Source organism: Streptacidiphilus sp. MAP12-16 (assembly GCF_041262165.1).
Lineage (GTDB): Bacteria > Actinomycetota > Actinomycetes > Streptomycetales > Streptomycetaceae > Streptacidiphilus.
Genome location: NZ_JBGCBY010000040.1, coordinates 1 through 23,927, shown reverse-complemented (window position 1 = coordinate 23,927; position 23,927 = coordinate 1). Strand labels below are relative to the sequence as shown.

Below are 23,927 nucleotides of genomic sequence, written 5' to 3'. Positions count from 1 at the left end.
CTTCCGCGCTCGTGATGTATCGAATGGGGATCATCTCGCATGGCACACATGAACGGGTTTACTTTTGGCTGGATAAATCCGCTGCTGGCCTATCTCGTCGCTTCTGTCGGCGCGGCCCTGGGCCTGCGCTGCACCGTGCGGGCTCTCGCCCTGCCGCCGGAGCGCCGGCGCGGATGGCTCTTCCTCGCCGCCAGTTCGATCGGCTGCGGCATCTGGACCATGCACTTCGTCGCCATGCTGGGCTTCTCCGTCACCGACGCCACCATCGTCTACGCCATTCCGCTGACCCTGGCGAGCCTGCTGGTCGCGGTGGTGGTCGTCGGGATCGGCGTCTTCTACGTCGGCTACCGGCCCCAGGGTCCGGTCACCCTGCTCGTCGGCGGAGCGCTGACCGGCTGCGGGGTCGCCGGGATGCACTACATGGGCATGGCCGCCATGGAGGTGAACGGCACGGTCGGCTACGACCTGCCGACGGTCGCGCTGTCCGTGGGCATCGCGGTCTTCGCCGCGACGGCGGCGCTCTGGATGACGCTCAACATCCGCGGCCTGTGGGCGGCGCTGGCGTCGGCCCTGGTCGCCGGAGTCGCCGTGTGCGCCATTCAGCACTTCGCCCGACGTACCCTAACGGCATGTCAGATGACTTGGTGCAACGGGCTCAGTGGGGTGACCTGAGCGGGCAGAACTGGGCTGGACTGGTACGACTGTCATTCGAGTCAGGACATGAAGACGACGAGCAGTCGACCGAGGACAAGACAGCGCGGAGGGCAACGTTCGTGCCGATGACCGGCCGAGACATCAAGGGCCGGGACGAGCAGGACAAAGACAACCGCCGCTACGTCGAGAGCAGGGGCGGATCGTACGTCTACACCTACGAGGAGCCTGACACCAGTGCCTGGAAGCGCAGGCGGGTACGTCTTCGGGACGGTCAGGTGGTGTATCGAGTCGTCCGCCCTGTGTTCGAGGGGGCGTTGGACGACCTCAAGCACGGTCTGACGCCGGATGGAAAGCGGCTTGACGGTCTAATTGTGTACGACATCGACCGCCTGACGCGCGACAACCGGCACCTTGAGGACGCGATCGAGGTAGTCGAGAACTTCCGACGCCCGATCATCGACATTACCGGCACCCTTGATCTGTTGAGTGACAACGGACGGGCGGTTGCCCGGGTGGTGACAGCAATGAGCAACAAGCAGTCGGCAGACACAGCACGTCGCGTGAAGCGGAAGCATGTGGCGATGCAGAGCCGAGGCATCCCCGGGGGCGGGCGACGCCCATACGGCTGGCAGGATGATCGCCGGACGTTGGACCCCATCGAAGCCGAGCACGTTCGACAGGCAGCCCACCGCCTCATAGCCGGAACTCCCCTGAGTGCTGTTGTCGCCTCATGGAACAGTGACGGGCTCAAGACGCCGTCAGGAATCCCGTGGACCTCAAGCGCGATCAAGTTCGTTCTACGTAACCCCAGGATCTGCGGATATCGGGGGCACGGGGTGGCGGACTTCAACCCGGAAACGGGCACGGAGAACCACCGAATGGAGATCGTCTTCGACGACCAGGGCAAGCCCGTTATCGGCCAGTGGGAACCTATTCTGTCGGTGGACGAATGGCAGGCGGTGACGGACGTCATCGGCTCGAATCGTGCCGCCAGCGGCGCGAACACGCGTAAGTACCTGCTCACCGGAACGCTTCGCTGCGACAAGGACGACTGCGGGCAACTGCTTCGGGCAACGAAGGCACCCCCCAGTGCGGGCAAGCCTGAGGGGTACTTCTACTACAACTGCCCCGCCAAGAGTTCGGGTCGAGGCTGCGGAGGAGTGCGCATCCCCGGACCGGAGACAGACAAGCTCGTCACCATGATGGTGATCGCGAAGTACGAGGAGGAGGCCGCCGCGCAGCGAGCCCTCAACCCGCCCGAGTCCTGGACCGGCGAAGAGGACTTGGAGCGGGTAAAGGAGGACATCGCGGACCTCAAAGCGGCGCGCAAGGCTCGGCAGATCACAGCGGAACGCTACTTCTCCTACCTGGCGGAGAACGAGGCCGAAGAACGCCGATTGCTCGCTGACCGGAACCGTTGGCTGCGGTCGAAATACGCCGCTCAGGCAGTCCCCGTGGACCTTCGGAAGGACTGGGAGGGTCTGTTGTTGGCCGAGCAGCGGGCCTACATCGAGGACTGCCTGAGTGCTGTGCTGGTCAAGCCAGCGATTGGGCGAGGTGGGCCTGTGCGCGATCGGCTAGCTCCGTTGGACCGGCCGCGCGCCATCGATGGGCTGATCTCCGATTGAGGACTCATGGCGGCGGGGCGGGGGGTGAGGTACTTGCCGCCCGAGGAGCACGTTCACCCGCCGCCAGTCCGCATCCGACCATGGCGGCATGGCACGCGCCTGTTTGCGGGCCCAAGCCCAATCCTCATCTCCTTCAAGGGGTAGCGCCATTGCGGCCCCCTTGCCGTTCGCGTGCCAGCTCTTCGCGGGCGATCTCTCGGTTGAGGGTGATCGTTTCTGCGATGCCTGCGGCGAGTTCGGCCTCTCCGGGGGTGTAGCCGTGGCCGACGTAGCGCCAGGCCGACTCCGTGACCGTCTGACTGTCCGTCAAGGGCGGGCCCGTGCGGTGAGCGGCGCGGACGGCACGTAGTTGCCCGTAGGTGGTCGAGTAGGCGCGTGACTTGGTCAGGCAGTGGCCCCGGTAGCCCAGCATGTGCGCCCAGGCCCGCAGTCGCAGCGGTTCCAGTTCTGGCAGCCCGCCGAGCCGCCAGCACGTGCCCACCAGTGCCCGGACATGCGTGCTGACCGGCAGGTAGGGGATATTGGCCGCCGAGGGGATGGGGTAGTCCACCGCCCCGGCCACCTCCGCGCTCTTGGTCACGTACTTGGCCACGTAGCCAGCCACCGCGTCATCCCTCAGCGTCTCGCCCGTGTCGCCGAAGGCGCGGATGGGCCGGGCGTCGAGCTGCTCGCCCCAGCGCAGCCGGTAGCAGCCGTAGGCATCCAACTCCTTTGTGTCCACGTACACTTGAGCGGCGGCCCGACGGATGCACTCCTCCAACAGGCCAGGCAGGACCCACGGGGGCGGGGCGGAACGGGGACCTTCGGGACCGTCCAGGCGTACGACGGCGTGGAAGTGGATCGCGCCGCGTCGCTGGTACTCCGCAACCTTGGCGAAGGAGACGACCAGGTGATCCCGCAGACGGGCACGCGCGAGGCCCAACACCTGGGCCAGGTCGCGGCGCACGGCAGTGGTGAAGCGGTCCCACAAGCGTCCCGCGTGGGCATGCCACAGCACGTGACCGGTGTAGTCGTAGCAGGACGGACACAGCGGCGTGCCTACGACCGGATCGTCCTGGGCATGGACCAGGCCGCAGCCGAGTCGGGCCCCGTGCTCGCAGCACCGCGCATCGCGCCGAGGGCGACAGGGCTCCTCGGACTGCTCCGGCGCTGAACGGTGGACCGGGCCGAACGAGGGCGCGGTCAGCGTGACGAACAGACGCGGATGTCCCGCCACCGTGTCCGGGATGCCTTTGCCACCGCTCAGGCCGGAGCGCACGAGGTGGAACGTGTCGCCCTGGTAGAGGCGCGAGCAGGGAGCGCAGCGCGAGGCGCGCCGGTTGCCGCAGCGCACCGCCAGCCGTTCCCCGGGCTCATCGGCGGTGGTGTAGGAGAGCAGGGCTTCTCCGGTGGCCGGGTCCAGGGTGCGGGTCCAGCCGGAGAGGTAGATCGGGTTGGCGCAGCCGCCCACGTCGTGGATCTGCTCCAGCCACCGGGCGAAGCCGGGGGTGTTGGCCAGGCGGATGATGTCGCGGTCGATCTCCGACAGGGAGCGCAGCCGCGCGTCAAGGGCGAGTAGCTCATGGCGGGCAGCCGGATCGGTGTAGGGCGGTGCGGGGGCAGGGACGCGGGCAGGGCCCAGGTCGCCAGGTGTAGCGGACACGATGCAGCCTCCAGGCATGCAGCAGGAACGGGGGGACGTACTGCGGCGCTCTGGTTGGTCGTGTTCGCATGGCAGGAACCCTTCAAGATCACCGGCGGGCAGCCGGACGGGGGAAGCAGGCAGAGTTCACCCAGGGCACGGGCGGCGGAACAGGTTTTGGACACAGTCCACCCGCAGTGGGGGGAGGTGATCATGGCCCTGTCGGCCTGGTTGGCTAGACCTTGGGGGCGGGTACGCCCATAACCCGACGCGCTCACCGGTGCCCACCGGGAGGAAAGTTGAGTGTGTTTCGCCGGAACGATCTCCGGCATGGGCGGACCCCATCCGTGCTACTGACAGTGTCTCAAATCGAACGGGCGTGCGGTAGTTGTTTCGACCCTGAGGCGACCCTGAGATCCACCGGGACCGCAGCCGGGAAGGTGCGTGGCGGAACTCTTCTGTACTTACTCAAGGGCGGCGCTGCGCGCCGCCGGGCGGCCCTTGCCACCCCGACCGGGCATGCGGCCTTCGGCCGTTCCGGGTCGGGCGACCGGGCCGCCCTCTGCGTGCAACGCGACACGACCACCAAGATCCCCGGCAGCCTCCACTGCGTCGGATAACTTGCAACCAGGATGAGCGCCAGTCCACTCCGAGCGGGCGACCGTCCGTGGCGGCCCCACGTCGGTAAGCGCTCGCGTGGGGCAGCCCCGCCCGCTGCGGGCAGACAAGCACATGATTGGCCAGGTCATCGACAGTCCGTGACCGCGCTCAGTACATTGACTGAGCGACGAGCGCCCGTCTCTCCCCGTGAGCGGGCGCTCGTCCTCGGGGCCCTGCGTCCTTCGACCGGCGTGGGGCCGCTCCGCCCGGGCCATCCGCGCGCCAAGGGGAGCCGGGGTGTGGGTGGCCGGGGGCGGACGGCAGGCCCGGGATTTTAGGCACCTTGCCGCGGTCGGGGCCCGCGTCGGGCAAGCCCGGGAGGCCACTCGATCAGATTGCGGTCAGGTGAGGAGCCCTGACCGATTCGCGGGGCGAGCTTACGGCCTCCCGGACATGCCCGACCCCAACCCCGGCAAGGACACCGCCCAAAATCCCGGCCCCGCCGGCCGCTTGCCACCCTGACACCAAAGTGCAACCCCAGGCCCCTACGCGGCACCGCGCCCACCTCCAGCCGCGCCGGGCGGAGCCAGCCGACGCGCAGCCTCCAGCAGTCGCACCAACCGCTGTACCGCCAACGACGACCCGACCATCCGTACCACCGCGCGGCCATCCGCCAGCGTGCCGCCAGTGGCCTCCATCTCCCAGATCTCGAAACCGCACTCCGCCAGCTCATCGTTCAGCAGGCCCGCCGCCACCCTGCCCAACCGCCAGCCCGCGCCGTAGTCCACACCCGCAACCAGCGCCCAGCAGTCCGGGTCCAGGTTGGCGAACTGGCCCTCCCACTGCCGCGCGTCATCGTCCTGCATCGTGTTATCTGCCCCTTCCAGGCATTTGACGATCCGTCATGTTGCCGATGGGCAGTGGGATGTCCACGAACATGCGTGCGCACCCGGGTACCATCGGCACCGGGTTCACGCCCACCGGACCACCCTCCTCCCAGCAAAGTCGGGGGTGGTCCGGCACCTCTTCGGTTGTTGCACTCTGTGGGCCCCTGGTCCCAGACGGGGGGCTAGGACCAGGAGCCCATCCCGCGCGGAGCCGAAGGCTCAGATCCACCCCCGCGCGGGGGACTAGCGCGGGGCGGGTCCGACCAGGCGAAAGCCCAGCCAGGAAAGGACCCACCCCGCCCGCCACCGCCAGGCCGGTCCGCCAGCGGCAGCGACCCACCCGCGATCAAGGCCCGCGCGCCGCTGATCTAGGAAGACGGCACGCGGCCCCGGAACCGGGCGGGAGTCTCAGCGGATCAACCGCCCCTCACCCGGGCGCACCGGATGCCAGTCGTGCACATAGCGCACCTCACCGCGCACCGTCGCCGCCCGAGCGTCAGCCAGGCGCACCAGCCCCCGGCAGTACCCGCACCGGAACACCGAGCCCCGTGCAGCAATCCGCATAGCCGCAGCCTGACGACCGTTCACGCACGCCCCCCGAATCGGCTTTGCTGGTTGAGGTCCGCCACGCGACCGGCCAACGCTTCGTGCTCTGTCGCGGGGCGCACATGGACAGGCATCGCTTCCCACTCGGTCCCGCCCCCCGGCTTGCGGAGGTACAGCCGCCCGAACTGGATAGCGCGGACAATGGCGACACGGTCCGTACGGGTATCCACGACCCAAGAGCCGACGACCGGCACCGCAGGGCGCTCAGTGGTCATCCCGGCCCTCGATCCTCGGGGTTCGGCCGCGATCTCACGCAGGCGCATTGCATCAAATGCGTCGGAGAAGCGGACCCATCCGAGCGGCTGCCCGTCGTCGCCCACGAGCTGTTCGCCATCCACCGTGAGCCGCCACAGCAACGCTGCGCGGTCCCACTCGACTTCGGGTAGCGAGACCGACCCTGGCAGCGTCCGACGAACCTGTTCACGTGCAGTTTCTGTTGGGAGATCCTCCCGAAGCCCGCTGTCAGTCACCGTGATCACGTCCGCTCCCTACAGAGAAGTTGCTGTACAACTCACAATGCCGCTCGCGGGAACTCGTGCATGCAGCCAGCTAGTAGGCCAAGTTGTAAGCCACACTGAAGGAGTGAATGACGGGGAATCACTCGGACAGCTACTCCGGCGTCTGCGGACCGCACGCGGCTGGAGTCAGGGGCGCGTCGCCGAGAAGCTCAACGAGATCAGCAACCTGGGCACAGCCACGCGAGGCATGGTCTACCGCTGGGAGAACGGCACACGCACTCCGAAGCTCTGGCTGCCCTGGCTGGCTCGTCTGTTCGAGGTGCAACGCGATCTCTTGGAAGCTGCCACCGTCAGAAATGCCGAGCCGCCGCCAGCCGCCACCTTGGATGAGCTGCTACCAACGGAAACAGACACGCTCGCCCTGCTCTCCGGCCGCGCAGGTCGTGAGATCGGACAGAGTGCAGTCGCCGATCTCACCGTTCGAGTGCATGGGTTGCGACTCGCTGATGACTTGCTCGCCGGAGGCGACTTGATCACTCCTGCCTTCCGAGAGCTCCGAGCCGCCGTCAGGCTCTATCGAGAGAGTGCGCACACCGAGGACATTGGGCGCGCCCTCCTGGTGGCCATTGGGGAGTTCGCCCAGATCGCCGGTTGGATCGCCAGCGACGCAGGCCAAAACGAGCAAGCCGAACGCGCCTACCGACTGGGCATCAGCGCCGCCCGGGAGGCCGAAGACGCCACGTTGGCAGGAAACCTCATCGGGTCACTCGCCTACCACTACGCCAACGCGGGCCACCCCGCAGACGCCGTCACGCTGTCCCTCGCCGCCCTTGAAGAGGCAGGGCCCACAGCACCAGCACGCGCCCGAGCCCTGTCCCATGACCGCGCCGCTTGGGCGTACACAAAGGCGAAGAACGCCCCCGAGGCAATGCGCTCGCTCAGCCTCGCCGAGGCAGCATTGGCGGACCACACCCCAGGCGCAGACGAGCCCGGGTACCTCTACTGGGTCGATGCTGGCGAGCTCAAGGTCATGGAGGCCCGCGCGTACACCGAGCTGCATCGTCCGCTTCGTGCCGTCCCACTCCTGACAGACGTGCTCGGTCGATACGACACCACGCACGCGCGAGAGCTGGCCCTGTACCTCTCATGGCTGGCCATCGCATACGCCGATGCCAACGAACCAGAGCAGGCAGCTGAGACAGCGGAACGCATGATCAGCCTGTCCCGCGAGATCGCCAGCGAGCGGACATCCGACCGAGCGCGTGTCGTACTCCGCCGCCTGCAAGCCTTCCCCGACGTGCCGGAAGTGAGCCGCCTTCTCGCTGACCACGGGCACTTACTCGCCGCTTAGCCCCGCGAGTCGCCGATGCTCCCCAGTTCAGCGGGGTGGCACTGAAAGGTCAGTAGGTTACATCTGCGATTGTGTTGCATGCACTACACCGCGATGCAGGCCGTCTCGGTCCGTGTCGGCGGCACCCTGCCCTCCGGCGGCGTGCCGGCGGCGGAATTCGTCCTGCCGCTCGCGGTCGGCATCATCGTCTTCCTGACCGTCGCCGGCATCGTCGTCGCCATGTCCCCGCACGAGTCCGACCGCAGGCGGGCGAAGGCCGAGCCGGCCGAGCGGATCCAGGTGATCCTCTTCGACGGCAGGACCAACGGCCTCTGACTTCCCGCTGTACCGACTTCTCTCAATTTCTCGCTAGGAGGGTGCTGAAGATCTAGGCCGGATCAGGGAGCGGCGTCATGCGGCTTCGATTGCAAGGCGGAGGAGGGAGCCAACCGTGGTTGGTTGGCGACCGACGACAACGCGGCAAGCGCCCGCGGCGGAGCCGCTGTCGTCGCGAGCGCAGGGCGTCGCGAGCCCGGCCTAGATCTTCAGCACCCTCCTAGGCCGAAGCCCTGCCACGGAACGGGTTCTCCTCCGCCCAGCGTTGGAAGCCGCCCAGGGCGGGCCCCAGCGCCGTCCCCGACCGGGTGAGCCGGTAGTGGACGCACGCCGGAGGGCCCGCCACCAACTCGCGGACCACCAGCCCGGCGGCCACCAGCTCGCACAGCCGCCTGGAGAGCATCCGGTCGTTCAGCCCGGGCGCGGCCACGCGCATGTCCGCGTACTGGAACCCGCCCCGCAGCAGTGCCGCCAGCAGCGGAACCGTCCAGCGCTTCCCCAGCAGCGCGAAGACGCTCGCCAGCTCGTCACCCGTCTCCGGCACGGTCCCCGGCGGCGTCCCCGGCCGCGTCTCGTTCACGCGACGATCTTACGCTGCGTGTGCGTCCGGTCACCGGGAAAGGATCAGATGCAGGTCGCCGAACTCGTGCCACAGGTAGCGCTCCCGCAGCGCCTCGGCGTAGGAGAGGTCCAGCAGCGGGCGACCCGCTATCGCCTCCAGCATCTGCAGATGTGACGCCCGAGGCTCGTGAAGCCCGGTCAGCAGGCCGTCCACCACCCGCACCCCCCGGTCCGGCGTGATCACCAACTCGGTCCACCCCGACGCCGCGTGGAGCACGTCGCCGGCGTCGGCCGCGGACTCCAGGGCCCGCACGGCCGTCGTCCCCACCGCCACGACCCGCGACCCCGCCCGCCGTGCCGCCCGGACCACCCGCGCGGTCGACGCCGGCACCTCGAACCACTCGGCGTAGGGCGCCTCGTGGGCCTCCACCGACGCGACCCCGGTGTGCAGGGTGATCGGCACGACCTGGACGCCCCGGCTCACCAGCTGAGCCACCAGCTCGGCGGTGAACGGGCGCGCCGCGCTGGGCATCTCCGCGGAACCGGCCGCCGCCGGACCCTCCACCTCGCCCAGCGCCTGGGCGAACACCGTCTGGTAGGCCGAGACCGGCCGGTCGACGTCCGTGTAGGAGTACCGGATCGGCCGGCCGTAGCTGCCGAGGTACGCCAGCGGGTCCGGGACCGGGAAGTCCGCCGTCCACAGCCGCTCCGACGCAGCCCGGCCGTCCGGACGCAGCGGCGCCACCAGGGCCAGCCGCGCCCCGCCCGTCAACCGGACGGTGACCGCGCCGGTCGGGAGCCGCTGCCTCGTGCTCCCCCGACCGTCGGGAGTGCGCAGCTCCACGACCCAGGTGGTGGGCGAACGCCGGGTCGAGAAGTGGGCGACAACGGCCTCGCCGGTGTCCGCCACCCGTCCGTCGACGGCCGCCGGCAGCGTCGCGGAGGTGTTCACCACCAGGACGTCGCCCGGGTCAAGCAGCCGGGGCAGCTCCCTGAACGCGTGGTGGCCGACCGTCCGGCCGCCCCTCCGCCCGACAAGCAGCCGCACGTCGTCGCGCCCGTCCCGCCCGCGCTCCTCCGGCGGGGCGGTCGCCTCCAGCTCGCCCGGCAGCTCGAACTCGTCCAGACCGAACCCCTCCAGCGCCCCCTCGGTCAGCTCTTCCCGCGCCGGGAAGGCCCGGTGCCCGGCCCGGTCACCGCGCATGCCGCCTTGCTTGCCACCCTGTTTGCCGCCGTCGACCCAGCGCGCGTCGGGCAGTGTCCGCTGCTGCGCCCTCACCGCTCCCACTCCTTCGGAGCCTGTCCCACCACCGTGTACCTACCGCTCTTCGCCGCGCCGCCGATCAGCGCGAGCAGCGCCGGGACGGCCGCGTCCTCCGGCAGGGGGCGCCCGCTGTCGTCGTCCGCGGGGACCGCCGCCGCGTACATCGCGGTCCGCATGTCGCCCGGATCCACCCACCACACCCGCAGCCCCGGCTCCTCCTCCGCCAGCACCGCCGACCAGTGGTCCAGCGCGGCCTTGCTGGCGCCGTACCCGCCCCAGGTCTGGTACGCCTCGACGGCCGCGTCCGAGCTGATGTTCAGCACCGCGCCGCCCGCCTCGCGGAGCAGCGGCAGCGCTGCCTGGGTCAACGCCAGCGGAGCCACCACATTCACCTCCAGGGCCTGCCGGAAGCCGTCCACGGGATGTTCGGCCAGGACACCCAGCGGTTCCATGCCGAGCACGCTGGCGTTGTTGACCAGCAGGTCCACCCCGCCCAACTCGCCGGCGGCCGCGACCAGCTGGGCCCGGTGCGACGCGTCGGTCACGTCTCCGGGCAGTGCCACGACGGGCACGCCGAGCCCCGCCAGCTCCGCCGCAACGGCGCCCAGCGCCTCCGCTCCCCGCGCATCCAGCACCAACGACCAGCCCGCGGCGGCCAGGGCCCGCGCCAGCGCCCGCCCCAACCCCCGCGAGGCCCCGGTCACTACGGCGACAGCCACGATTGCGTACCTCCATGAAGTGATGTCCTGCGTGACGTCCTGCCGGATCACTGCTCCTGTCGTCGACACTAGGCAGCGGCGCCGGGCACCACCTCGGTCCCCGGGCATCCGACGGCAGGGTCCTTCGGCCTAGGCCTCAGGTCCTGCTCCCAGCGCGTCCCCTGTCCGATGCCCGGTGGATCACGCGGCGGTACCGTGACCGCATGTCCTCACGCCCGCCCGTCCAGCCGCAGCCCGAGCCGCAGCCCGAGCCGTCGGCCGAGAGTTGCGGCGCACCCGGTGACCCCTGCCTCGGCGGAATCGAGGCAGTCAGTGCCGCCGTCCTGGCGATGAGCCGACACCTCGAGGTACGCGAGGTGCTGCAGCGCATCGTCACCTCCGCCCGCACCCTGGTCGGCGCGGAGTACGCCGCGCTGGGCGTCCCGGACGACCACGGCGGCTTCGCGCAGTTCGTCGTCGACGGCATCAGCGACGAGCAGTGGCGGGCGATCGGCCCGCTGCCGCGCCAGCACGGCATCCTCGCCGCGATGCTGCACGAGGCCACACCGCAGCGGCTGACCGACGTCCGCCAGGATCCGCGCTTCGGCGGCTGGCCCCAGGCCCACCCCGACATGGGCGCCTTCCTCGGCGTCCCCGTCCTCGACGGCGAGGAGATCCTCGGAGCCCTCTTCTTGGCAAACAAGCACAGCCCGGCAAATAAGGACAGCCTGGCGAGCAGGCACAGCCTGGCAGACGAGCGAGGCCCGGGTACCGCCTTCACCCGCCACGACGAGGCCCTGCTCCGCATCCTCGCCGCGCACGCCGCCCTCGCCCTGACCAACGCCCGGCTCTACGAGCGCGGCCGCGAACTCACCCTCGTCGGCGAACGCGCCCGCATCGCCCACGAGCTCCACGACGCCGTCTCCCAGAAGCTGTTCTCGCTGCGCCTCACTGCCCAGGCCGCCTCCGCGCTGGTCGCCCGCGACCCGGACCGCGCCCGCGCCGAGCTGGCCGAGGTGTCCAGGCTCGCCGCCGAGGCGGCCGACGAGCTGCGCAGCGTCGTCGTCGAACTGCGCCCGGCCGCACTGGACGAGGACGGTCTGCTGCCGACCCTCTCGTCCCACATCGAGGTGCTCGACCGGGCCCACACCGCGCACGTCAGCTTCACCCACACCCGCATCCACGCCCTGCCCTCGGCGCAGGAGGAGGCGGTGCTCCGGGTCGCCCAGGAGGCCCTGCACAACGCCCTGCGCCACTCCGGCGCGACGACGGTACGGGTCGAACTCCGGGCCGCCCCGGCCAGCCGCGGCGCGCTGCTCACCGTGGCCGACGACGGGCGCGGCTTCACCCCGGCGCTGGTCCGGCGGGCCGGACGGCATCTCGGTCTGGTGTCCATGCGGGACCGTGCCGCCGGCGTCGGCGGCACGCTGCGGATCGAGTCGGCCCCCGGCAAGGGGACCGTTGTGGAACTGGAGGTGCCCGGTGGCTGAGGGACGGATCAGGGTGCTGCTCGTCGACGACCACCAGGTCGTCCGGCGGGGTCTGCGGACCTTCCTCGAAGTGCAGGACGACATCGAGGTCGTCGGCGAGGCCGGCGACGGCTCGGAGGGCGTCGCGCAGGCCGAGGAACTGCAGCCGGACGTGGTGCTGATGGACGTGAAGATGCCGGGGACCGACGGCATCGAGGCGCTGCGGATGCTCAAGGAGCGGGGCAACCCGGCCCGGGTCCTGGTGGTCACCAGCTTCACGGAGCACCGCACCCTCGTTCCCGCGCTGCGGGCAGGTGCCGCCGGGTACGTCTACAAGGACGTCGACCCGGAGGCGCTCGCGGGCGCCATCCGCTCCGTCCACGCCGGACACGTGCTGCTGCAACCGGAGTTGGCGGGCGCGCTGCTCGCCGACGAGGGACCGAGGGGCGGGCACGGTCGGGGCGGATCGCTGACCGAGCGGGAGCAGGAGGTGCTGGGCCACATCGCGGACGGTCGCTCCAACCGGGAGATCGCCCGCGTGCTCCACCTCTCCGAGAAGACGGTGAAGACCCATGTCTCGAACATTCTGATGAAGCTCGACCTCGCGGATCGTACGCAGGCGGCATTGTGGGCGGTCCGCAATGGCATGACCCGCTAGCCGGGACGCACCGGGGGCGTGAATAGGCCAAATGGGGGAGTGAATAACAGATCTGCGCAACAGTCACATCAACCCGAAAGAGTGTCAGAAGGTGAAATCAACGGGCTGGGGTCAATAGCCTCCAGGGCGAAGTGCTCGACACCGAACTGCGGTGACGGGCTCGTCTCTAGGAGGACGTAGGACATGCTCGAACTTTCGGACCGTGTATCCAAGGGTGCCCTCGTCGTCGCCGCCACCGGCGCCGCCCTGCTGGCCGGCGCGGGTGCCGCCTCGGCCCAGTCCGTCGCCGTCGGCCACAGCGAGGACTCCCCGGGGGTCGTCTCCGGCAACACCGTCCAGGTCCCGGTGCACATCCCGGTGAACGTCTGCGGCAACTCCGTGAACGTCATCGGTCTGCTGAACCCGGCGTTCGGCAACTGCTGCCACAACGACTGACGCGGTGAGGGTGGCCGTCCCCAGGAGCCCGGTGGGCCCGGGACGGCCACCACCCCACCGCCTGACGCCGACTTCGGTTTGACGCCGCCTGCCGCCTCATGCCGACTACGGCCCGACACTGACGGATCGTCAGCGTCAGTGACTGTCCCTCGACGGCTCGTCGACCATCGCGTTGTACGCCGCGACCTGTGCCCGCCGTGACGCCCGCGCCAGCGGTCGCAGCGCCTCCGAACGCGCGACCATCTCCCCGGCGCTCACCGCGGCCCCCTCGTTGGTCGAGGCCAGCGCCAGCAGCGCCCGGACCTGCCGCGCCGACTCCAGTACCCGCACCGCCCGCGCCGGATACCCCGGCGCCAGCAACTCCGGCTTCTTGCGCCGCCGGTAGGCCTCCAGTGCCCGTTGCACCCCTGGACCACCCCCGGCCACGTCCAGCCGCAGCAACATCGCCGTCGCCTCCCGCAGCCCCTCCGCGAGCTCCCGCTCCGCGTCCCGCAGCTGCGGCACGTCCGCGGGGAAGCCCGGGTTCACCGGAACCCCGTGCCACGCCACCCGGGTCAGCCCGTCGTCCGCCGTCCCGTGGCGCACCACCTCCGGCACGAACCCCAGCGCCGGCTCGCCCACCGTCAGCACCGCCTCCCCGGCGCCCAGTGCCCGCTCGTTGAACGCGGCAGGCCCGGTCAGCCCCAGCGGGTGCCCCGGAGCGGGCAGCGCCAGCCGCAGCCCGGTCACGCCCAGCGCCCGCAGCCGGCCCAGTGCCAGTGTCAGCCCGGCTCCGGCCGCCCCGTCGACCCCCTCCACCCGGTGCCCGTCGTCGGCGCCCCGGACCGCCTCCGCGGCGTCGTCCGGCGAGGCGAAGCCGCCGAGCCACGCGTTGCCCCAGGCGACCAGTCGCCCGGATCGGGGTTCCTCGAATACGTCATCGGGTCGGCTTCCGCCGGGGATCTGCACCATGGGGCAAGCCTACGAAGAAGTCGTACACCTCGGTGGCGTAGGTTTTCCCTCGACGTAGACACAATCTGCACTCTGCATTGGGGAAGGCGTACGCATGAGCGACGTGCTCGAGCTGGTGGACGTATCCGTGGTCCGGGACGGCCGCGCGCTGGTGGAGCAGGTGTCCTGGGCTGTCGCCGAGGGAGAGCGCTGGGTGATCCTCGGCCCCAACGGCGCCGGCAAGACCACCCTGCTCCAGATCGCCGCCACGTACCTGCACCCCTCCACCGGCACCGCCGCGATCCTCGGCGAGAAGCTCGGCAGCGTCGACGTGTTCGAACTGCGCCCCCGGATCGGCCTGGCCGGAGCCGCGATGATCGACAAGCTCCCGCGCCGCCAGACCGTCCTGGACACCGTCCTCACCGCCGCCTACGGCATGACCGCCCACTGGCACGAGAAGTACGAGCAGTCGGACGAGTCCCGGGCCCGGCTGCTGCTCGACCTGCTCGGCATGGCCGAGTACACCGAGCGCCGTTTCGGGACCCTCTCCGAGGGCGAGCGCAAGCGCACCCTGATCGCCCGCGCCCTGATGACCGACCCCGAACTGCTGCTCCTGGACGAGCCCGCCGCCGGTCTCGACCTCGGCGGACGCGAGGACCTGCTGCGCCGCCTGGGCGCGCTCGCGCGGGATCCGAAGGCGCCGGCCATGGTGATGGTCACCCACCACGTCGAGGAGATCGCGCCCGGCTTCACCCATGTCCTGATGGTCCGCCAGGGCAAGGTGCTGGCCGCAGGTCCGATGGAGGACACCCTCAACGCCCGCAACCTGTCCCTCTGCTTCGGTCTCCCGCTGACCCTGGAGCGCCATGCGGACCGCTGGTCCGCCCGCGGCCTCCCGCTCGGCTGAGACCGACCGTCGCACGCTGCTGTCGACCCGTCAACATCCGGACTACCTGCGCAAACCCCTCTCCCGCAACCCCCCGCGCGCCTACCATGGAGGCGTGGAGAACTGGATGTGGTGGTTGATCGTCGCGGCTGCCCTCGGCGTGCCGCTGGTGATCACGGCCATGCCGGAGTTCGGCATGTTCGCGGTCGGAGCGGGAGCGGCGGCTCTCACCGACGTCCTCGGCGGAGGCGCGGTGGCCCAGTTCACCGTCTTCCTCGCGGTCTCGGTCGCGCTGATCCTCTTCGTGCGCCCCATCGCCATGCGTCACCTGCGGCAGGGACCGCGGATCCGCATGGGCATCGACGCGCTGACCGGCGCCTCGGCGCTGGTACTCGAGCAAGTCGACGAGCACGGTGGCCGGATCAAGCTCCAGGGGGAGGTCTGGTCCGCTCGTTCCCTCGAACCAGGACGGGTCTACGAACCGGGCGAGCAGGTCAACGTCGCCCAGATCGACGGCGCCACCGCGCTCGTGCTCTGACCTGACCAGCTCCACAGCAGGCACAACTGGCCGCCCCGCCCCGGAACGCGGTCGAGGAACGCAACGAGGGAGTCCATGTGCAACCCGTGATCATCGTCCTGATCATTCTGGTCGTGCTTGCGTTCATCGCACTGATCAAGACGATCCAGGTGATCCCGCAGGCGAGCGCGGCGATCGTGGAGCGGTTCGGCCGCTACACCCGCACCCTCAACGCGGGCCTCAACATCGTGGTGCCGTTCATCGACACCATCCGCAACCGCATCGACCTGCGCGAGCAGGTCGTGCCCTTCCCGCCGCAGCCGGTGATCACCCAGGACAACCTGGTGGTGAACATCGACACCGTCATCTACTACCAGGTCACCGACGCCCGCGCCGCGACCTACGAGGTCGCCAGCTACATCCAGGCGATCGAGCAGCTGACCGTCACCACGCTCCGCAACATCATCGGCAGCATGGACCTGGAGTCCACCCTCACCTCCCGCGAGACCATCAACGCCGGCCTGCGCGGCGTCCTGGACGAGGCCACCGGCAAGTGGGGCATCCGCGTCAACCGCGTCGAGCTCAAGGCCATCGAGCCGCCGACCTCCATCCAGGACTCGATGGAGAAGCAGATGCGCGCCGACCGTGACAAGCGCGCCGCGATCCTCACCGCCGAGGGTGCGAGGCAGGCGTCGATCCTCACCGCCGAGGGCCAGAAGCAGGCCGAGGTGCTCCGCGCCGAAGGCCAGGCCCAGGCCGCCGTGCTCCGCGCGGACGGTGAGGCGGCAGCCATCCGCACCGTCTTCGAGGCCATCCACGAGGGCGACGCCGACCAGAAGCTGCTGGCCTACCAGTACCTGCAGACCCTGCCGGAGATCGCCAAGGGCGACGCCAACAAGCTCTGGATCATCCCGAGCGAGATCGGCGACGCGCTCAAGGGCCTCGGCGGGGCCTTCACCGGCCTCGCTCCCAAGGACGCCCCCCGCCCCGCCGACACCAACGGCGGCGCAGCGGCCCAGCCCAGCATGGAGAAGCGCCGCGAGTACCCCTCCATCGACCCGGAGTAGTCCCGTAGACCCGCAGTGCTCGCGCAGTAGTCCCGCATCGTAGAACGCCGCGCCCCTTCGCCCACGTATCGTGCATGATCGAGCCTGCACAGGTACCAGAAGCGAAGGGGCGCAGCCATGTCACCGTGGGAGGCCATCGGCGTCTTCGTCGCCGGAATCGGTGCGGGCACCATCAATACCATCGTCGGCTCGGGCACCCTGATCACCTTCCCGGTCCTGCTGGCCGTGGGACTCCCGCCGATCACCGCCAACGTCTCCAACACCCTCGGACTCGTCCCGGGATCCGTCAGCGGAGCCCTCGGCTACCGCGAGGAACTCAAGGGACAGCGCCCCCGGCTGCTGCGCCTGGGCAGCGCCTCGCTGCTGGGCGGCCTGCTCGGCGCGATTCTGCTGCTGCTCCTGCCCGCCGCCGCGTTCCAGGCGATCGTCCCGATCCTCATCGGCATCGCCCTGCTGCTGGTCGTCGTGCAGCCCCGGCTGTCCAGGTACCTGGCCGTGCGAGGGAAGGGCCCCACCCGCGCCGAGGGCGGCATCGCCCTGCTCCTCGGCGTCTTCGGCACAGGCGTCTACGGCGGCTACTTCGGTGCGGCCCAGGGTGTGCTGCTGCTCGGACTGATGGGCCTACTGCTCGACGACGGCCTGCAGCGCATCAACGCCACCAAGAACGTCCTGGCCCTCATCGTGAACGGCGTGGCGGCGATCTTCTTCATCTTCGCCGCCACTATCGACTGGACCGCGGCGCTGCTGATCGCCGCAGGCTCCGTCATCGGCGGCCAGGTCGGCTCGCGGGTGGGCCGCCGCCTGCCCCCGACTGCACTGCGTGTCCTCATCGTCGCAGTCGGCCTCACCGCGATGACCAAACTCCTGATCGGCTGAAGTCCCTTCCCTGTCGGTACGGTTGAAGGTATCCCGCCAGTCCCTCTGTACCCCGGGAGTGACCTCATGAGCGAACGACTCACCGACGAGCAGATCGCCGAAGGGCTGAAAGCGGTCCCCGCCTGGCACCGAGAGGGCGACGCCCTGCTCCGAACCCTCCAGGCCCCGGACTTCCCGGCCGCCATCCGCATGGTCGTCGCCGTCGCCGAGAGCGCCGAGGCGATGAACCACCACCCCGACATCGACATCCGCTGGCGCACCCTCCACTTCGCCCTGAGCACTCACGACGCCGGTGGCATCACCGCGCTGGACCTCCGTCTGGCCGCCGCGATCGACGCTGCGGTCGACACGGTCGGCACCGGCACCCGATGACTCCAGGGGCGCCCGCGAACCCCGGGGCGCCCCTGGACACGGGGACTCTCAGAGGCTTCCCAAGCTCCGCATGAGATGCTGACGGACGCATCGTGAAGGCGGGAGCTTACGGACCCATGGAACGCGACCCATCCGGCGCCGACGGACAGCACGCCGACAGACAGCAGGAGCCTCAGGCGTACGACTACGGGCAGTACTGGCAGCCCGAGGGCCAGCAGGCGGAGGGCTACGCCCAGACCGCCCAGCCCGCGCAGGGCCAGGACGCCTACGGTCGGCCTGCCTACGAGCAGGCCGGGTACGGCCAGGACGCCTACGGCCAGCCCGGATACCCCGCGTACCCCGCCGCCTACTCCGACCAGCCGTCGTACGCGGAGCAGCCGTATCCGGACCAGTCCTACCCCCAGCAGTCGTATCCGCAGGAGTCCTATCCGCAGCAGCCGTACCCCGGCCAGCAGCAGTCCTACAGCGGGCAGCCGTATCCGGACCAGTCCTACCCCGCCGGCTCGTACGGTGAGCCCGGCTACTACTCGGGCCCGGCCCAGACCGTCGAGGCCACTGCCCAGTGGTCGTCCGCGCCGATGTACCAGCAGGACGTGTACGGCTCGCAGGGCTACCAGGCCGACCCGTACGCTCCCGCCGCGCCTGAGCCCTTCGCTGAGCCGCCCGCCGAGCAGGCCGAGCAGGCAGACCAGACGGAGGCCGTCGCCGCCGCCGCGCCGCCACCCGCCGACTCCGACGCGGCCGGCAGCCAGGCCCGCTCCCGCAGGGGCCGGGGCGGCCCTGACCAGCAGCAGTCCCCGCACGTCCCCGACGGTCCGCTGCTGCCCCGCCTCGTCGCGGCCGCGACTGGCCGGGCTCCGGGCACGGACCGCCGGACCTTCCTGATCCGCGCCGCCATCGGCGCTGCCGCTCTGGCCGTCGTCGCGGTGGCCGGAGTCGCGGTCGCCGGGAGCGGCGGCAGCACCGTGAAGAAGCCCGCCGCCGGCGCGCCCGCGCAGGCCAACCTCGGCAGCGGTCACACCAAGACCTGGGCCGCCCCTGCGGCGGTGACCGCGTCCGGCACCAGCGACGGGCTGGTCGGCTCCTGGATACTGCCCAAGGCCGTCGTCCGCGGCGACGGCATGGCTGTCACCGCCTACGACCCCACGGACGGCCACAAGCTCTGGAGCGTCATCCCGCCCGCCGCCGGCGCCGTCCCCTGCGCGATGTCACCCACCGTCAACACCACGGGTGTCGGTGCGGTCCTGTTCCAGGCGAAGGCCGGCTCCGGCCAGGCCTGCACGCAGCTCGTCACCGTGGACACGGCCACCGGGCAGCAGAAGTGGACCGCCAAGATCGCCACCGCGAGCACCTCCTTCGGCGCCTCGGTGATGGTCAATGACAGCCGCGCCGTCGCCGTCGGCGACTCCGCGGCCGTCGGCTACGACATCGCCAGCGGAAAGCAGAGCTGGACCTACGGCGGCCCCGGCAAGTTCTGCGCCCTCGCCGGCAACGGCACCGGAAGCACCCTGCTGGTGCAGAGCACCTGCGCCGACACCAGCCCCAAGCAGCAGGCGATCTCCCTCGACGTGGCCACCGGCAAGCTCGCCTGGTGGCGCGGCCTCCCGCAGAACGCGGCCTCCTACACCGTCCTTTCCGCCAGCCCCGCCGTGGTCTCGGTGCACATGACCGACCCGACCAAGGACAGCATCATGTCCTTCAGCGACAAGGGCGACACCCAGGCCAGCATCTTCGTCTCGCAGACCGCGGGCCAGCTCGACTCGACCCACGGCAGCTTCGACCCGGTCCCGGCCCTCTTCTTCCAGGGCGGCACCGTGGTCGCCGAGCTCAACCCGGTGAACGGAAGCAGCAGCACCGCCGGCGTGCTGACCGCCTTCAATCTCGTCGACGGCCACCAGCTGTGGCAGGCCACACCCAAGGAGAAGGGCCGCTCCGCCCTGGTCGGCATCGACGGCACGGCGGCGGTGGTCGCCACCGAGGAGCGCCTCGGCCAGCCGGCCAGGCTCGGCCACTACGACCTTGCCACCGGCAACGAGTCCGTCGGCGGCAACTTCCCGCAGGGGACCGGCTCGCTGCTGACCTCAGGACGTGTGCTCTACCAGAGCAACGTGGTCGCCGTGCTGCCGGAGTTCACCAGCACGTACAACACGTCGGCGACCCTGTTCAGCGCCACAGGCTGACGCTGGAGAGCCTGCGGCTGCTGCGTCCGCTGGGACGGCTCGCGTACGTCGTCGGCCCGGACCCCCGCGCCGGGCCGACGACAGCTTCAGGTGAACCATCTGAATCATCGGGTGAACCTCAGGCCGGCAGCGGCAGCCACTCCGGCAATTCGTCCCGGTGCGCACCGAGCGCCAGCATCAGCGAAGCCTCGGGTGTCGGCTCGAACGGAGTGATCAGCAGCGCCATGCCCGCCTGCTCCGGGGTCCGATCGGCCTTGCGGTGGTTGTCCGCCGCACAGGCGGCGACCGTGTTCAGCCAGGTGTCCCCGCCACCGCGCGAGCGCGGCTGCACGTGATCGACAGTCGTCGCCTTCCGCCCGCAGTAGGCGCAGCGGAAGCCGTCACGCACCAGTACCCCGCGCCGCGACCACGGCGCCCGTTGTCGGAACGGCACGCGCACGTATCGCCGCAGCCGTACCACCCTCGGCAGCGGCAGCTCCACCGACGCGGCACGCACCAGGCGCAGCGGATGCGCGTGCTCGACGACGGCCTTGTCCTGGAGTACCAGCACCACCGCGCGCTGCAGTGACACCGTCGACAGCGGCTCGTAGCTCGCGTTGAGCACCAGTGTGTTGCGCATTTCGGCCACCTCCAGGAATCGGTCCGCCCCGACGGCGGTGCTGCGGGCCCCAGGGGTGAAACCCCTGGAGTCCGCGTGACCACTGTGAGGGCGGCACCGGCCCCGGAACAACGCAATTTCCGGCTCGCCGGCCGCTGTCCTTGTGTTGTTCTCCGGCCGTCGTGCTGTTCTCCGGCCGTCCTACGCCTGCGGCGCCTCGTACGTGGCGATGACCTGCGCCCGCGCCAGCGTGTGGAAGCGCAGGTTGAAGCCCACCGCCGCCGGCGAGGTGTCCGCGTCGGGACCGAGCCGCTCCTGATCCACGGCGTACACGGTGAACACGTACCGGTGCGGGCCGTCCCCGGGCGGCGGCGCGGCACCGCCGAAGTCCCTGGTGCCGTAGTCGTTGCGCACGTGCACGGCACCGGCAGGCAGGCCCTTGAAGTCCCCGCTGCCCGCGCCCCTGGGCAGCTCGGTCACGTCGGCGGGGATGTCGAACACCGACCAGTGCCAGAATCCGCTGCCGGTCGGCGCGTCCGGGTCGAAGCAGGTGACCGCGAAGCTCCTGGTCTCCGCGGGTGCGCCGGCCCAGCGCAGCTGCGGCGAGAGGTTCCCGCCGTCGTACACCTGGTCCAGCGGCAGCACACCGCCCGCGCTGAAGTCCTCGCTGGTCACCTCGAACTCCGGCACCGGGGGGTGGAAATCGTGGGGGAGGGGCCGCCTGGAATCCGACACTTCGTCAACCTCCTGCATTCAGCGCTGTCTGTCGCCCATCAGGCTATCCGTGGCCGAGCATCCGGAGGTTCCGACCCGACGGGTTTCTCCGTCCACTACTCTCGGGCCCCATGCCCGCCGCCCGCAGCCCCCTCACCCGCGACTTCTTCGACCGCCCCGCCGTCGAGGTGGCTCCCGACCTGCTCGGACGCGTCCTGGTGGCCCACCACCCCGAAGGCACGGTCGAGCTGCGCCTCACCGAGGTCGAGGCATACGCGGGCAGCGCCGACCCCGCCTCGCACGCCTTTCGCGGCCCCACCCCGCGCAATGCGGTGATGTTCGGGGAACCCGGGCATGTCTACGTCTACTTCACTTACGGGATGCACTTCTGCATGAACCTGGTGGCCGGTCCAGGCCCGACCGCCTCCGCAGTGCTGCTGCGCGCAGGCGAGGTTGTCTCCGGCCAGGACCTCGCCCGCAGCCGCCGCGGCACCCCGCGACGCGATGCCGACCTCGCCCGGGGCCCGGCCAGGCTCACCCTCGCCCTAGGCGTCGACCGCGCGCTCGACGGTGCCGACGCGTGCAGCGCCGGCACGCCCTTCCGCGTCCTGAACGGCACGCCGCCCGCGCCCGCCCTGATCTCCCAGGGCCCGCGCACCGGTGTGGCGCAGGGAGCAGAGAGCCCGTGGCGCTTCTGGATCACCGGTGACCCCACCGTCAGCCCCTATCGCAGGCACGCTCCCCGGAAGAATCGGGTCGCGCGAAGCGCGTAGGCTCGGACAGGCTGTGCGTACGGCTGCCAGCACCGGACCTAAGGAGAAGCGAGACCGTGACGGACATCGTCGACGAGCTGAAGTGGCGCGGGCTGATCGCCCTGTCCACCGACGAGGACGCACTGCGCAAGGCATTCGCGGACGGTCCGGTCACGTTCTATTGCGGCTTCGACCCGACCGCGGTGAGCCTTCACCTCGGCAGCCTGGTGCAGATCCTCACCATGAAGCGGCTCCAGCTCGCGGGCAACAAGCCACTGGGCCTGGTGGGCGGTGCGACCGGGCTGATCGGAGACCCGAAGCCGACGTCCGAGCGAGTGCTCAACGAGCCCGAGATCGTTGCGGGCTGGGTGGGTATCCTGCGTGGCCAGATCGAGCGCTACCTCGACTTCGAAGGACCGTACGCGGCCCGCATGGTCAACAACCTGGACTGGACGTCCGGGATGTCGGCGATCGGCCTGCTGCGCGACATCGGCAAGTACTTCCGCGTCAACAACATGATCGCGAAGGAGGCGGTGGCGCGCCGGCTGAACTCCGACGAGGGCATCAGCTACACGGAGTTCAGCTACCAGATCCTGCAGGGCATGGACTTCCTGGAGTTGAACCGCCGCTACGGCTGCACCCTGCAGACCGGTGGCAGTGACCAGTGGGGCAACCTCACCGCGGGCAGCGACCTCATCCGCAAGGCCGAGGGCAAGTCCGTCCACCTGCTGGCCACCCCGCTGATCGTCAAGGCGGACGGCACCAAGTTCGGCAAGACCGAGAGCGGCACCGTCTGGCTCGATCCGGAGCTCACCAGCCCCTACGCCTTCTACCAGTTCTGGCTGAACGCGGACGACCGGGATGTCTCCAACTTCCTTCGTATCTTCAGCTTCCGCTCGCGCACGGAGATCGAGGAGCTGGAGCAGCAGACCCAGGAGAAGCCGGCAGCCCGGGCGGCTCAGCGGGCCCTGGCCGAGGAGCTCACCGCTCTGGTTCACGGCGAGGAGCAGCTGTCCCGTGCCGTCGCCGCGTCCAAGGCCCTCTTCGGGCAGGGCGAGTTGACCGAACTGGACGCGCGGACTCTCGACGCCGCCGTCGCCGAACTCCCCCAGGCGAAGGTCCAGTCCCTGGTCACGGTGGTGGACCTGCTGGCCGCGACCGGCCTGGTACAGAGCAAGTCGGCCGCCCGCCGCGCAATCAAGGAGGGCGGCGCGTACCTCAACAACTCAAAGGTGACGGATGAGGAGGCGGTCCCGACCGCCGCCGACCTGCTCCATGGCCGCTGGCTCGTGCTTCGCCGTGGAAAGCGCAGTCTCGCCGCCGTCGAGCTGGCCGCAGCGGGCTGACCTGCACCGCAACCGTCGGGGGCGTGGATCCAAAAAGGATCTTCGCCCCCGATGTTTGACTTGGCCGCCAGGACCGTCTAACGTTGACCGAGTCGCCTGATTCGGACCAGTACGTCGCACGGGGCTTCGCCTCGCCGCACCGGTCCTCACGTGACCGCCACGTTGCAGAGCCTATCCGCCACCTTAATTGATCTATCCGAGTCGACGCTTGCGTCGGATTCGGATCGGGTCGTTTTTGCGTGCGAATAAGTAGCCGCGATTTCCGGGTTTCCGGGAAATGCGGTAGCGTAACGCCGGTCGTCAAGCGACACCCCACCTCGGCGGGGAGCAGAAATGAAATTCGGACGGTTCGCCCGGACGAAACGGATCTGCTAGGCTGAGAAAACAACGAAGCGCCCGGAGAGACCGGTGAGACGGTCTTGAAGGAAGCGTCCGTTCCTTGAGAACTCAACAGCGTGCCAAAAGTCAACGCCAGATATGTTGA

At 70.0% G+C, this 23,927-nt stretch carries 24 protein-coding genes; 15 read left to right on the top strand and 9 right to left on the bottom strand.

From position 1 onward, the window contains the following. Positions 1–39: 39 nt before the first annotated feature. Positions 40–672 (top strand): MHYT domain-containing protein, encoded by a 633-nt coding sequence (locus tag ABIA33_RS34825; protein ID WP_370087569.1) that lies wholly within the window; start codon positions 40–42, stop codon positions 670–672. Next, positions 630–2,282, top strand: a complete 1,653-nt coding sequence (locus ABIA33_RS34820; protein ID WP_370087567.1) for a recombinase family protein — start codon at positions 630–632, stop codon at positions 2,280–2,282. The genes ABIA33_RS34825 and ABIA33_RS34820 overlap by 43 nt, the downstream gene beginning before the upstream one ends. A 133-nt stretch (positions 2,283–2,415) precedes the next feature. Here the strand turns inward: ABIA33_RS34820 and ABIA33_RS34815 are convergent, their stop codons facing one another. From ABIA33_RS34815 to ABIA33_RS34805, 3 genes are all read right to left on the bottom strand, one after another. Next, a complete protein-coding gene (locus tag ABIA33_RS34815; protein WP_370087660.1) occupies positions 2,416–3,819 on the bottom strand; it encodes a replication initiator in 1,404 nt (467 codons plus the stop codon). 1,229 nt (positions 3,820–5,048) lie between these two features. After that, positions 5,049–5,369 carry a hypothetical protein gene (locus ABIA33_RS34810; protein ID WP_370087565.1) on the bottom strand — a complete coding sequence of 107 codons (321 nt, stop codon included), beginning with the start codon at positions 5,367–5,369 and terminating at the stop codon, positions 5,049–5,051. Positions 5,370–5,974: 605 nt separating this feature from the next. Beyond that, entirely contained in the window at positions 5,975–6,475 is a 501-nt protein-coding gene (locus ABIA33_RS34805) for a hypothetical protein (RefSeq protein ID WP_370087563.1), read from the bottom strand. A gap of 103 nt (positions 6,476–6,578) precedes the next feature. Between ABIA33_RS34805 and ABIA33_RS34800 the strand changes: the two genes are divergently transcribed. Together ABIA33_RS34800 and ABIA33_RS34795 are read left to right on the top strand one after the other, a co-directional pair. After that, on the top strand, positions 6,579–7,805 hold the full coding sequence (locus ABIA33_RS34800; protein ID WP_370087561.1) for a helix-turn-helix transcriptional regulator: 1,227 nt from the start codon (positions 6,579–6,581) through the stop codon (positions 7,803–7,805). Positions 7,806–7,883: 78 nt separating this feature from the next. Further along, entirely contained in the window at positions 7,884–8,120 is a 237-nt protein-coding gene (locus tag ABIA33_RS34795) for a hypothetical protein (protein WP_370087559.1), read from the top strand. 220 nt (positions 8,121–8,340) lie between these two features. Here the strand turns inward: ABIA33_RS34795 and ABIA33_RS34790 are convergent, their stop codons facing one another. From ABIA33_RS34790 to ABIA33_RS34780, 3 genes are read right to left on the bottom strand one after another with little or no spacing between them, the layout of a single operon-like run. Beyond that, entirely contained in the window at positions 8,341–8,700 is a 360-nt protein-coding gene (locus ABIA33_RS34790) for a winged helix-turn-helix transcriptional regulator (protein ID WP_370087557.1), read from the bottom strand. A 30-nt stretch (positions 8,701–8,730) separates the two neighbouring features. After that, a complete protein-coding gene (locus ABIA33_RS34785; RefSeq protein WP_370087555.1) occupies positions 8,731–9,960 on the bottom strand; it encodes an S-adenosylmethionine:tRNA ribosyltransferase-isomerase in 1,230 nt (409 codons plus the stop codon). Further along, a complete protein-coding gene (locus ABIA33_RS34780) occupies positions 9,957–10,664 on the bottom strand; it encodes an SDR family NAD(P)-dependent oxidoreductase (RefSeq protein WP_370087553.1) in 708 nt (235 codons plus the stop codon). Before ABIA33_RS34780 ends, ABIA33_RS34785 begins: the two co-directional genes overlap by 4 nt. A 329-nt stretch (positions 10,665–10,993) precedes the next feature. Here ABIA33_RS34780 and ABIA33_RS34775 point away from each other — a divergent pair, with 329 nt between their 5' ends. From ABIA33_RS34775 to ABIA33_RS34765, 3 genes are all read left to right on the top strand, one after another. After that, positions 10,994–12,133 (top strand): GAF domain-containing sensor histidine kinase, encoded by a 1,140-nt coding sequence (locus tag ABIA33_RS34775; RefSeq protein WP_370087658.1) that lies wholly within the window; start codon positions 10,994–10,996, stop codon positions 12,131–12,133. After that, positions 12,126–12,770 (top strand): response regulator, encoded by a 645-nt coding sequence (locus tag ABIA33_RS34770; protein WP_370087551.1) that lies wholly within the window; start codon positions 12,126–12,128, stop codon positions 12,768–12,770. The genes ABIA33_RS34775 and ABIA33_RS34770 overlap by 8 nt, the downstream gene beginning before the upstream one ends. A 183-nt stretch (positions 12,771–12,953) precedes the next feature. Then, positions 12,954–13,205 (top strand): chaplin, encoded by a 252-nt coding sequence (locus tag ABIA33_RS34765; protein WP_370087549.1) that lies wholly within the window; start codon positions 12,954–12,956, stop codon positions 13,203–13,205. A 135-nt stretch (positions 13,206–13,340) separates the two neighbouring features. Here the strand turns inward: ABIA33_RS34765 and ABIA33_RS34760 are convergent, their stop codons facing one another. Then, positions 13,341–14,156: a hypothetical protein gene (locus tag ABIA33_RS34760; protein WP_370087547.1), complete on the bottom strand. Its 816-nt coding sequence runs from the start codon at positions 14,154–14,156 to the stop codon at positions 13,341–13,343. Positions 14,157–14,250: 94 nt separating this feature from the next. Here ABIA33_RS34760 and ABIA33_RS34755 point away from each other — a divergent pair, with 94 nt between their 5' ends. From ABIA33_RS34755 to ABIA33_RS34730, 6 genes are all read left to right on the top strand, one after another. Next, the gene (locus ABIA33_RS34755) at positions 14,251–15,042 is read left to right on the top strand and encodes an ABC transporter ATP-binding protein (RefSeq protein WP_370087545.1); all 792 of its coding nucleotides are present in this window, start codon (positions 14,251–14,253) and stop codon (positions 15,040–15,042) included. A 106-nt stretch (positions 15,043–15,148) separates the two neighbouring features. Beyond that, positions 15,149–15,559, top strand: a complete 411-nt coding sequence (locus ABIA33_RS34750) for an NfeD family protein (RefSeq protein ID WP_370087656.1) — start codon at positions 15,149–15,151, stop codon at positions 15,557–15,559. 77 nt (positions 15,560–15,636) lie between these two features. Further along, positions 15,637–16,605, top strand: a complete 969-nt coding sequence (locus ABIA33_RS34745) for an SPFH domain-containing protein (RefSeq protein WP_370087543.1) — start codon at positions 15,637–15,639, stop codon at positions 16,603–16,605. Between the two features lie 117 nt (positions 16,606–16,722). Beyond that, positions 16,723–17,481 carry a sulfite exporter TauE/SafE family protein gene (locus ABIA33_RS34740; RefSeq protein ID WP_370087541.1) on the top strand — a complete coding sequence of 253 codons (759 nt, stop codon included), beginning with the start codon at positions 16,723–16,725 and terminating at the stop codon, positions 17,479–17,481. 66 nt (positions 17,482–17,547) lie between these two features. Further along, positions 17,548–17,853 carry a 4a-hydroxytetrahydrobiopterin dehydratase gene (locus tag ABIA33_RS34735; protein WP_370087539.1) on the top strand — a complete coding sequence of 102 codons (306 nt, stop codon included), beginning with the start codon at positions 17,548–17,550 and terminating at the stop codon, positions 17,851–17,853. 116 nt (positions 17,854–17,969) lie between these two features. Continuing rightward, positions 17,970–20,033 (top strand): PQQ-binding-like beta-propeller repeat protein, encoded by a 2,064-nt coding sequence (locus ABIA33_RS34730; RefSeq protein ID WP_370087537.1) that lies wholly within the window; start codon positions 17,970–17,972, stop codon positions 20,031–20,033. 118 nt (positions 20,034–20,151) lie between these two features. Here ABIA33_RS34730 and ABIA33_RS34725 read toward each other — a convergent pair whose 3' ends face one another. Both ABIA33_RS34725 and ABIA33_RS34720 read right to left on the bottom strand, forming a co-directional pair. Continuing rightward, positions 20,152–20,652 carry an HNH endonuclease gene (locus ABIA33_RS34725; protein ID WP_370087535.1) on the bottom strand — a complete coding sequence of 167 codons (501 nt, stop codon included), beginning with the start codon at positions 20,650–20,652 and terminating at the stop codon, positions 20,152–20,154. A 180-nt stretch (positions 20,653–20,832) separates the two neighbouring features. Next, positions 20,833–21,384, bottom strand: coding sequence for a YbhB/YbcL family Raf kinase inhibitor-like protein (locus tag ABIA33_RS34720; protein ID WP_370087533.1), 552 nt, complete (start codon positions 21,382–21,384; stop codon positions 20,833–20,835). Between the two features lie 92 nt (positions 21,385–21,476). Between ABIA33_RS34720 and ABIA33_RS34715 the strand changes: the two genes are divergently transcribed. Further along, positions 21,477–22,118, top strand: coding sequence for a DNA-3-methyladenine glycosylase (locus ABIA33_RS34715; protein WP_370087531.1), 642 nt, complete (start codon positions 21,477–21,479; stop codon positions 22,116–22,118). A 56-nt stretch (positions 22,119–22,174) separates the two neighbouring features. Next, positions 22,175–23,443 (top strand): tyrosine--tRNA ligase, encoded by a 1,269-nt coding sequence (gene tyrS, locus ABIA33_RS34710; protein WP_370087529.1) that lies wholly within the window; start codon positions 22,175–22,177, stop codon positions 23,441–23,443. The last annotated feature ends 484 nt before the right edge of the window (positions 23,444–23,927 follow it).